1 protein-coding gene is annotated in these 650 nt (G+C 65.1%); it reads right to left on the bottom strand.

Going from position 1 to position 650, the window contains the following annotated elements; genetic code table 11:
- On the bottom strand, nucleotides 1–650 hold a 650-nt coding region (locus tag ACFQUZ_RS32370; protein WP_377449117.1), incomplete at both ends, for a non-reducing end alpha-L-arabinofuranosidase family hydrolase.

The following is a 650-nucleotide window of genomic DNA, read 5'->3' as shown; positions in this document are numbered from 1 at the left end:
GGCCGGTACGGCAGGAGGCCGTAGTCGCCGCCGGAGTTGGGGCTGCGTCCCTGGTAGAGCAGTTGCAGGTTGCAGGGGTCAATGGTCATGGTCTGGTCGGCGTTGCTGCGGATCAGTTCGCCGTGGCTGATGTCGTTGGTCCAGGTGGCGCCGCTGTTGGCCTTGCCGGCGAACGGGTTGCTCTCGCTGGCCGCCTGCGGGGTCCAGGTGCCGCCCAGGCTGGTTGCCGTGAACGAGCGGAAGTAGCGGCCCTGGCTGCCGATCGCCTCGACGAGCATGAGGTACCGGTTCTGGCCCTGGAGCTTGTAGACCTGCACGCCTTCGAACAGGTTGTTCGTCGAGTCGGTCATGATCGTCGTGTAGTTGGAGCCGAAGCTGCCCGGGAAGTTTCCGATGGGCATGCTGGCCCGGTAGATCCGGCCGTTGTCTCCGGCGAAGAACAGGTACATGTTCTGGTCGTCGCCGATGAGCGCCTGGTCGATGGGGCCGGTGCCGGAGTTGGAGATGCTTCCGGTGAACAGGGTCTGGTGTGCCGACCAGCTGTTCACGTTTGTCGGGTCGGTTGAGGTCCGGTAGGAGAAGGCCGGTCCGCCCCACTGGTAGGCGAGCACCCAGATGTTGCGCGGGGCGAAGTAGAACAGCGACGGTGC

Source organism: Plantactinospora sp. GCM10030261 (assembly GCF_042666615.1).
In the GTDB taxonomy this organism is placed as follows: domain Bacteria; phylum Actinomycetota; class Actinomycetes; order Mycobacteriales; family Micromonosporaceae; genus KBS50.
Note: the sequence above shows the minus strand (reverse complement) of the source record. Positions and strands in the feature narration are given on the sequence as shown.